This window comes from Actinoplanes couchii (assembly GCF_016862075.1).
GTDB classification, from domain to species: Bacteria; Actinomycetota; Actinomycetes; order Mycobacteriales; family Micromonosporaceae; genus Actinoplanes; species Actinoplanes couchii.
Window position 1 is genome coordinate 1 of sequence record NZ_BOMG01000160.1, and the last position, 9,283, is coordinate 9,283.

Here is a 9,283-nt window from a genome sequence, read left to right on the forward strand (position 1 = left end):
GGGGCAGCGGCGGCGGTCCGTAGCGCGGACTCGCGGGCGGCATCGGCGCGGGGTCCGCCGGTGCCGGGCACGTCGGAGATCCAGATCGCGGTCCCGGCGTCCCACTCCTCGCCGACCACGCCCGACCCGCGTACGATCGCATCCCATTCGGTCATGCGCGCGGTGCTGGCCGGGTCGCGCGACCACACCGCGAGTCGTTCCATGTCGGTGCCTTCGGCGTCCAGATGCCAGTATTCGGCGTACGGCCAGTGCAGCGTCTCCCCGACCGCCCCTACCACCGCAGCGGTGGCCTGTTCGACACTCTGCGCGGAGGCGAGTACACCAGCCACCGAGTACTCCAGGCTGCGCAACCGTTCGCTGTGCCGGGCCGCGGTCAGGTCCCGCACGAACAGGTAGGCGTCCGGGCCGTCCGGGCGGCTGAGCACGGTCAGCGAGAACTCGACCGGGAACCGCCGGCCGCCCCGGTGCAGTGACTGGAACGCCACCCGCCGCCCGGCCGCTGCGGACTGCGCCTCGGTCCGCGCGAGCCAGTCGAGGTACGCCTCTCGGTCGTCGGGCGCGATCACCAGCTCGCTGAAGTCCCGCCCGATGGCCTCCGCCTCGGTCCAGCCGAACATCCGCTCGGCCTCCCGGTTCCATGAGGTGACCAGGCCGGACGGCCCGGTGGACAGGAACGCGTCCAGGGTGCTGTCCAGAATCTGCTCGATCAGGTCGGCGGCGCGGGCGGCCTCGGCGGCGCTGATCCGGGCAGCGATCTCGGCGGTGGCGGCGACGGCCAGGTCCTCCATGGCCGCCACGTCATCGTCCGACCAGTCCCGCGGCTCGGAGCCGCCGGCACACAGCGTGCCCAGGATGTGACCGTCCGGGGAGCGCAATGGGACACCCAGGTAGGAGATCGCCCGGTAGTCGGTGATGGCCGGACTGTCGTGCAGCAACGGATGCTCCCGCGCGTCCGGCACGACCAGGGGCTCACCGCTCTCCACCACATACTTGCAGTACGAGTGGGTCAGCGGCGTCTCGGTGACCGCTCCGGCGCTCGGCCCGCCGCTGCTGACGAAACACTGCCGGTCCTGCTCGACCAGCGAAACCATAGTGACCGCCCCGCCGACGATCCGGGCAGCCAGCCCGGTGATCCGGTCCAGCACCGGGGCGTAGGACAGCTCGATCAGCCCCGTCGAGGCCACTGCGGCGAGCCGTGCGGGATCCGATACGGCCGCGGACACGGCGCGGGACGGGACGATCTTCATCGACTCCCCGATCGGCCGGGCACGCGCCGATCTGAGGTCACAGTGCTGTAGGAATCGCGGCGTGAACACTCCCTTGCTGTCCTCCGAGCAACTGCCAGAGTGGGCGCGCTTCATCGGTGGTCGTCGAACTTGCTCAGGGCCCGAGCGAGACGATCGAGTCTGGACCGGGTCGTCCGCCCCCCCCCGCCGACTTTGCTTGCCTGGCCGCTGGCGGCCCGTTGAAAAGGCAAGACGATCGTCGCCAGGCACCATGTCAGGATCGCCGATAGAGCGCCAGCCTGCAGTTGTATACAACGATCAACGCCGATCCGGTAACGACCGAGACACCGGTGGCCCTGCTCAGCGGGTCGCTGAACCGCGGGAATCCCCGGGCGGACAACGCCGGGTGTGCCGGGCATGGACGAACCGTTTGCCAACACCGCGCTGGCGGCCGGGATCGGCGACTTGGTGGCTGCCGGACGGCCATTCCGCGGCGGCTCCGTGCGAGCCTGGCCGTCTCGGCGGGTTGACCCAGACCGCCCGGGCCGGGACCGGCTACCGGCCGCCGGCCCGGGCATCACCACTGGTGGATCGGTGGTATCACCGGACGGGGAGTGCCGACGGCGGGCATGATCGGTCTCATGAGCGGGAACCGGGCACCGGCGAGTGACCTGATGACATCACCGCCGCCCCCACAGGCGGACGAACTAAATGTCTGGGTCCTCGACGACGGCAGTCAACTCCGCAAGCTGCGCGTGTATCTGCTGGAGGCGGTCAACACCTTTGCTGACTCCCGCGATGCGGAGCTGGACCAGATCGCCGCGACCATCGCGCTGGTGGCCACCGAACTGGCGACCAACGCCATCAAACACGGCCTGCCGCCCACAGTAGTACGCCTGTCGCAGGTCGACGATCAGTTCATCGTCGACGTCGCCGACCATGATATGGCCACCTTCCTGGACCTCGCCGACACCCGACCGGTGAACGCCGGTGGCCGTGGCCTGCACGTAGCCCGCGCGCTGTCACTGAGCGTCGGCTGGTACGCCACCGACACCACCAAGCACATCTGGGCGACCTTCCCCATCCACTCCTGACCAAGAAAGCTGCTCCGCAAACGCCCGATAGCCTTCGTCGCAGTGCCACCACCAGCCGCAACCCAGCTACTCCCAGAAGCGGCGAACGGCCACCTTCAGCACGGCACTTTGCGGCGTCATCACGGTCTGCGCCCTGGGCATCTACAGTCACTTCGATGAAAGAGATGTCGGGTGCGAGACCGCCACACGTACTCATGTCCGATGCCGAGCGGCAGGCCGTCACCGAACGCTTAGCGCGTGCGACTAGTGAAGGCCGGTTGACGCTGGACGAGTTCGAGCAACGGGTGGTAGGAGTACTCGCTGCCCGTACGTTCGCCGACGTACAGTCATACCTTACTGACCTCCCGGAGGAGCAAGGATCCGCGCCGGTTTCCCCATCCGAGGAAGTCCAGGCCGTCTTGGCCGGTATCACGCGCAAGGGCCAGTGGATGGTTCCCCGTCAGATGCGGATCATCGGCAGAGCCGGCTCGGTGACCCTGGACTTCACTGATGCCCTCATCCCGCACCCTGTCGTCGAGATCGATGTTCAGACGTTCGCCAGCACCGTCATGCTCGTCCTGCCGGATGGAGCGAGCGTCGATGTCGAATCACTGCTCGGGAACCGCCGGGTCGTGAAGGTTCCCGTCGTGCAAAGTTCGGGGCGGCAACACTTCATCGTGCGCGGGCATCAGAAGGCGGGTGAACTGACCATCCGCTATCAGCATGAGTTCTGGGGGTGGCACTGGTGAGCAAACCGAAGATTCATACCGTGGGCCCGATCATCCATTACCTGCGCAGACTTCAGAACTGAAGTGCGGCTGCAGGACTGGGTTGTCTGCTTCCATCATGGTGAAGAAGCCCTGATGGACCCGCTATGTCCCACGACCACGATCAGGAAGGACAAAGAGATCAAGGCGCTACCGATTGGGTGGGCCAACGGCACGGACAAGAGGTTCCACCCGACCGCCTTGGTCGCCGCGACCACTTGCCCGCGGTCTTCCTCAGCGCCCGTGTGTTTAAGCTAGGCCTAGGCGAACTCCCCCAGCTGGCCACTACGAACGACCGACACCGTAGCTGAGCCACCCTCGTCGGTTTGGTCGGTGGGGTGAGTGTTGCCACGGCTCCGTGTCCTGTGGTGGCGATGGATGCCGCTGGGCATGTCACCGAGCTCAATGATGTAGCGCGTGTGCTGCTACCGAATGCACGGCTGGGGCTGCAGTTGTCGGGGCCGGGCTGGCTTGCCGAGGCCCATCGCACTTCGAAGACCGCGGAGGTGAGCGGTGCGGTGGATGACCGCTTCTTCTCGGCACTGCCGCGAGCTGCCGCTGCCGGCGGAACGGCGTGGTGGCTGGTGGAGGAGACCGCCCATCAAGCGGTGCTACAGCAACTAGATGACCAACGAGAGCGCACCAAGTTTCTTGCCGAGGCGTCCGGCGTCTTGCTCGCATCGCTGAACCTGGATCGGTGCATGGAGGTCACCGCTAGTCTGGCGGCCGAGCATTTGGCCGATGCCGCGGTGGTGATCGCCCTTACCACTTCTCGGCGGCACCCCTTGGTGATCATCGATCATCAAGGTCGGCTGACCCGTAGCACCGTCGCCGGGGCGGTGGAGGCGGTACCAGGGTTGTCAGAGGCGCTGCAGGGTTTCCCGCCGGTGCCGTCGCGGTGGATCGTTCCGGCGTCGGCTCCTGGCTGGCTGATTCCCGAGGACTTCGGCGAGGTCGGTTCCCTGGTGATCACTCCGTTGCCGGGGCACGGTGTGCCGGCCGGTGCGCTGGTGCTGTTACGCCGGACTCAGCAGGCTGCTTTCAACGAGGCGGAGGAGGCGTTCGCCGGTCTGTTCGCGGCTCGTGCCGGTGCGGCGATGTCAGCCGCGCGTCTGTACGCCGAGCAGAGCACCATCGTGGACGTTCTTATGCAGGATCTGCTCCCCCCGGACGTGCGGAACGTGCAGGGCGTGGAGTTTGCTGGGGGCTACCGGCCCAGCGTCGACACCGACCGTATCGGCGGTGACTTCTACGATGTCCACCCGCCTGCCGAGGACAACCCCGAGACTCTGGCCGTGCTGGGCGATGTGTGCGGTAAGGGCCTGCAAGCCGCGGTTCTCACCGGCAAGATCCGTAACACGTTACGGGCGTTGCTGCCGATGGCCGACGACCACGGCCGTCTGTTGCGCTTGCTGAACGGTGCTCTGCTCAGTCGTAGCCGTGCCAAGTTCGCAACGCTGGTGCTGGCCTCGGTGCGGCGGGCCGACCGCGACGTGGTGATACGGCTGACCTGTGCGGGACATCCGCCCCCGCTGATCGTGCGCCGTGACGGCACCGTGGAAGAAGCCGACACCGCCGGCTCACTGATCGGGGTCCTGCCCCGGATCACCTCCCGCGGTACCAGCGTGCGGCTGGCACCAGGCGACACCTGTCTGATGTTCACCGACGGCGTCACCGAAGCCAGGAGCGGCCCACTCGGCGACACCGAGTACGGCGAGCAGCGCCTACGCCGGGCCTTGACCCGGTGCGGCGGCATGCCCGCCGATGCCATCGTCGAGCACGTGCAGATGCTCATCGCCGAGTGGGTCGGCGACGGCACCCACGACGACATCGCCGTCCTGGCCATTACCGCACCCCGCGGCACGCATCTGAGCGCCGTGGACGGCACCACCCGAGGCAGATACACCGCATGACGACCGACCGGATATGCCGTCATGGCGCCGAGCTTGCCAGGTCTTCGGAGGGCACTCGGGCCGGAACGTCCGTCATCGACACCACCACCGCTACCGAGTGGGTCGACAAGCTGTGGGCCTCGGTCCGCGCGGTCGATGAGTACTCCGCCCTCGACGTGGTCGCCAACGCATTGGACGCCGGGCTGGACGCCGAGGCGGTGCTCCTGGACGTCATCGGCGCCGTCCAGGACAAGGTCGGCACCGAGTGGGCCGCCAACCGGCTGAGTGTGGCCGACGAACACGCCGCCACCGCCATCAACGACCGCGTCATCGCCGCACTACCGGTGAAGCGGCCCGCCACCGTCCAGGGCCGGATCACGGTCGCCTGCGTGAACAACGAATGGCACGCCCTGCCCGCACGACTGCTGGCCGAGACACTGCGGCTACGCGGGTGGCAGGTCGCCTACCTCGGCGCCCAGGTGCCCACCTCGCACCTGGTCAGCCATCTCCACCGCGCCGGCCCGGCCGTGGTATGCCTGTCCAGTTCGCTGCCTACCCGGCTTCCAGCCGCGCACGCGGCGATCACCGCCTGTCAGGCCACCGGAACCCCGGTCATGGTCGGCGGGCGCGCCTTCGGCACCGACGGCCGGTACGCCCGCCTGCTGGGCGCTGACGCCTGGGCCCCCGAGGCCCGCTGCGCCGCCGACACCCTCGCCGCCGGACCGCTGCCCGCACCACGGGCCGCACCACGGGCCGCTCACCAGGCCGTCGACGACCTGCCCCACCTGGCCGACCAGGAATACACGCTCGTCACCCGCTCCGCACGCCACCTGGTGCGGGAGGTGTTCCAGCGCCTGGAACAGCAACTACCCGCCATGGCCGGCTACAGCGAGGAGCAACGCGAACGCACCGCCGAGGACCTGGCCCACATCGTCGACTTCCTGACCACCGCGCTCTACGTCGATGACGCCGACCTGTTCACCGATTTTCTCACTTGGACTGCACAGATCTTGACCAGCCGTGGTGTCCCCGCCCGTTCTCTGCTGCCCGGACTGGACCTGCTCGCAGAGCAACTCCGCGACTTCCCCCGCACCCGCCGCCTCATCACCGCAGGGCGCACCGCGCTCACCGGCCGCCCATGAACCACTTCACCGAGAGAACCCCCGTGACCGTTCTCCCCGCCGTCAGCGTCGTGATTGTCCCGCCGTCCGCCTGCCCGCATACGGTGTGCCTTGCACTCGCCGGTGACCTCATCTACGAAACCGGCAACGACGTATTCGACCAGGTACAGCGAGTCATGCTCCAGCACGAACACTTACGCGTCCTGCAGATCGATTGTCGGCAACTGAAGCTGATCGACTCCACAGGCCTGTCCGTTTTCCTGCAGATACACAACTGGGCCGACGACAGCGGCATCGACTTCTACCTGCACAACCCGGGACCGGTGCTGGAACGCATCCTCAAAGTCACCGGCACCTACGAGCACCTGACCGCCCCGCAACAGGCCACCTCATCCACCGGCCTGCCGCAACGAGATTCAGGCGCATGACACACCTCAGCTACGACATCCGTCATGAGACGGATTCTCGCGACCTTCCACCGACAACCATCCGCCACCGACCTCGACGCCACCCTGCTAACCGATAACATCGTCGATTTGTCCCGAGGCGGGGACTCGACCGGGGCCGGACCAAAACGTGAGCCGACCCCAGGTTATTTTCGTAGGTGTCCACAGCCGAGCCAAGAGTTGGTAGACCGGTTCCCGGCCGGTGAGCCGAGCCGCTATCTGTCCGAAAATCGCGCCGTTCCCGTCGCCGTAGCGTGATGGGACTTGCGGGCTGTTGGTCACGAGGATGGGAGGGTAACCGTACTGGAGGAACGGGAGTCGATCGGTCAGCGGATCCGGCGAGTGCGTTTCGGCTGGGGATGGCCCAGGCGGATCTGGCTGCTGCAGTTGGCAAGACCCAGGGGCGGATCCCGAAGGTCGAGAAGGGCGGCATCGAGTTTGATCGGGCCGGCTTGGTCAACCAGATCGGGGGCACTCCACTGCCACCGGAATGAGCTGGCAGAGCGGCCGTCTGCGGCTGAGAGGCCGTCGGAGAACCAGTGGTACGTCTCTGATGCCTCGGTAGGCCCCTAAGCGCGGTTTGGTCGCAGCAGGCCGGATGACCGCGTGACTATCCTGCCATGACTGACGATCATCAGCCTCCGCCTTGACTCCGGCCAGCGAACTTGACCGGTGCCGTTGCCTTCAAATGCTGGGCCAAAGTCAGCGTATCGGGCGCCGAGCGGTGATATGCCTCCAGCCTCGTCTGGTCTGCCTCTGTGACATGTGGTTCCCGTTATGACTCGCACGGTCACCGACGGTCCGGTATCCGGTCCTTGCCCCGACCGGCTCGATCTGGGCCGTTCGCATTTCGCCGAGATTGAGGTAACGATGCCGGTCTGGCTCGCGCAGATCTGCTAGGAGTGCTACGGAGCGTCATCCCGTTATGCCGCGATGTCGGGAATGCAACCCTTTTGCACTCGAATGGCGTCCGCTGGTGTCGATCAGCAGGTTGGCGGACCTCAGCGACCAGCGATTGGGTACAGATGAAGCTTCCGGCTCGACGTCAGCTCTGGGGAGATCTCCCGGTCGGCACCAAGATCGTCGTCTCGGTGCTGGTGGCGGTGGGTGTCTCCGCCGGGGCAACGATGGCGACCCTGGTCCAGACCGGCAACGTCCGTGACATGGGCAACGAGATCTACGACGACAACGTGCAGTCGATGGTGGTGGCGTCGGATCTGCGTGACACCTTTCGGCTGCTGCGCCTGGACCAGAACGGTCTGGCACTACTGAAGCCGGGGACCGAGGCGGTCACCAAAAAGGTCCAGGACATCAAGGACGACATCAGCGAGATCGAGGCGCTGCTGACCGAATACTCGGCGGGCGCCGCCGACCCTGCGGTGGTGGCTCAGTTCGCCGAGCAGCTCGCCAAGTACAACGAACTGGCCGAGACGAAGATGATCCCCGCAGCGCTGAAGGGCGATGTCGCGGAGTACCAGTCGATCAAGGACGGGGAGGCGGACGCGCCGTACGAGGCCAGCAAGGCCCTGCTCAAGCAGATGCTGGCAGCCGAGGAGACGCAGGCGGCACAACGAGCGGCACAGCTCGGCACCTCGTACCGGACCGCGCTGACCGTGTCGTTGTCCACCCTCGCGGTGGCTTTGCTCGCCGGCCTGGCTCTGGCCGTGTGGGTCGCCCGAGGAATCAGCCGGCCGCTGCGCGCGGTCGCCGACTCGCTGAGCCGGGTCGCCGACGGAGACCTGACCGCTGAAGTCGACGACCCCGGCACCCGGGACGAGGTGGGGGTGATGGCCCGCGGGCTGAAGGCTTCACTGTCGTCGATGCGATCCAGTGTCGCTGAGGTGCTCGATCAGGCACGTCTGCTGACCGCCGCGTCCGGCGAACTCAACCAGGTGGCCGTCCGGATCGAAGGTGACGCCTCCGGCACCGCGTCGCGGTCGCAGACCGCCGCGGATGCGGCGAACGACGTAGCCGGGAGCGTCAGCACCGTGGCGGCGGCCAGCGAGGAGATGAACGCGGCCATCGCCGAGATCTCCCGCAGTGCGGCCGGCGCGGTCGAGGTAGGCCAGCAGGCGCTGGCCACCGCGACCCGGACCAACGCGTCGGTAGCGACGCTCGGGGAAGCCAGCACCGAGGTCGGCGACGTGGTCAAGGTGATCAACGCAATCGCCGAGCAGACCAACCTGCTGGCCCTGAACGCGACCATCGAGGCGGCCCGTGCCGGTGAGGCGGGTAAGGGCTTCGCGGTGGTGGCGTCCGAGGTCAAGGACCTGGCTCAGGAGACTGCCAAGGCCACCGAGGAGATCACCAGAAAGATCCAGGCGATCCAGACCAGTAGCTCCGAGGCCGCCGCCGCGCTCCACCAGATCAGCGACATCGTCGAGCGGATCAACGAGCACCAGATGACCGTCGCGTCAGCCGTAGAGGAACAGACCGCCACCACGCAGGAGATCACCCGCAGTGTGGGAGAGGCGTCGCGCGGCGTCGATGACATTGCCCGCACCGTCGGCGAGGTCTCGAACACCGCGCAGACGTCGCGGGACCGCGCCGGCCAGGCCGCGAACGCCGCCGAACAGCTCGCCGACCTGGCCGGCTCGCTGGATCGCGCGATGTCCCGATTCCGGGTGTGATCAGGTCACCGGGCGTGCGCGAACGAGCGATGAGTCAACGACGCACCCTCACGGGGACCGGGAACCCACTCCCGGACAATCCGGAACTACACGCGGTCAGTGGTGAGGATTGCCGGCGATCAGCCGGA

General features: G+C 67.1%; 7 protein-coding genes. 6 read left to right on the plus strand and 1 reads right to left on the minus strand.

Translation table 11 applies throughout. The features are described 5' to 3' along the window. The coding region (locus tag Aco03nite_RS51970; RefSeq protein WP_203810613.1) for a GAF domain-containing protein at positions 1-1,247 on the minus strand (1,247 nt) is incomplete at its 3' end. A gap of 620 nt (positions 1,248-1,867) precedes the next feature. Between Aco03nite_RS51970 and Aco03nite_RS51975 the strand changes: the two genes are divergently transcribed. The 6 genes from Aco03nite_RS51975 (at position 1,868) to Aco03nite_RS52000 (ending at position 9,155) form a co-directional block, all read left to right on the plus strand. Beyond that, the gene (locus Aco03nite_RS51975; protein ID WP_203810615.1) at positions 1,868-2,320 is read left to right on the plus strand and encodes an ATP-binding protein; all 453 of its coding nucleotides are present in this window, start codon (positions 1,868-1,870) and stop codon (positions 2,318-2,320) included. Positions 2,321-2,475: 155 nt separating this feature from the next. Then, positions 2,476-3,048: a DUF1707 SHOCT-like domain-containing protein gene (locus Aco03nite_RS51980; RefSeq protein WP_203810617.1), complete on the plus strand. Its 573-nt coding sequence runs from the start codon at positions 2,476-2,478 to the stop codon at positions 3,046-3,048. A 392-nt stretch (positions 3,049-3,440) separates the two neighbouring features. Further along, positions 3,441-4,979, plus strand: a complete 1,539-nt coding sequence (locus Aco03nite_RS51985; RefSeq protein WP_203810619.1) for a PP2C family protein-serine/threonine phosphatase — start codon at positions 3,441-3,443, stop codon at positions 4,977-4,979. Beyond that, a complete protein-coding gene (locus Aco03nite_RS51990) occupies positions 4,976-6,100 on the plus strand; it encodes a cobalamin B12-binding domain-containing protein (protein ID WP_203810620.1) in 1,125 nt (374 codons plus the stop codon). Before Aco03nite_RS51985 ends, Aco03nite_RS51990 begins: the two co-directional genes overlap by 4 nt. 23 nt (positions 6,101-6,123) lie before the next feature. Beyond that, the gene (locus tag Aco03nite_RS51995; RefSeq protein ID WP_203810622.1) at positions 6,124-6,507 is read left to right on the plus strand and encodes an STAS domain-containing protein; all 384 of its coding nucleotides are present in this window, start codon (positions 6,124-6,126) and stop codon (positions 6,505-6,507) included. Between the two features lie 1,043 nt (positions 6,508-7,550). After that, positions 7,551-9,155, plus strand: coding sequence for a methyl-accepting chemotaxis protein (locus Aco03nite_RS52000; protein WP_203810624.1), 1,605 nt, complete (start codon positions 7,551-7,553; stop codon positions 9,153-9,155). Positions 9,156-9,283 lie beyond the last annotated feature (128 nt).

Excerpts from the sequence above, each read along its gene's own strand:
- Aco03nite_RS51975 (WP_203810615.1), top strand. The coding sequence starts at position 1,868 with ATGAGCGGGAACCGGGCACCGGCGAGTGACCTGATGACATCACCGCCG.
- Aco03nite_RS51980 (WP_203810617.1), top strand. The coding sequence starts at position 2,476 with ATGAAAGAGATGTCGGGTGCGAGACCGCCACACGTACTCATGTCCGAT.
- Aco03nite_RS51985 (WP_203810619.1), top strand. The coding sequence starts at position 3,441 with ATGGATGCCGCTGGGCATGTCACCGAGCTCAATGATGTAGCGCGTGTG.
- Aco03nite_RS51990 (WP_203810620.1), top strand. The coding sequence starts at position 4,976 with ATGACGACCGACCGGATATGCCGTCATGGCGCCGAGCTTGCCAGGTCT.
- Aco03nite_RS52000 (WP_203810624.1), top strand. The coding sequence starts at position 7,551 with ATGAAGCTTCCGGCTCGACGTCAGCTCTGGGGAGATCTCCCGGTCGGC.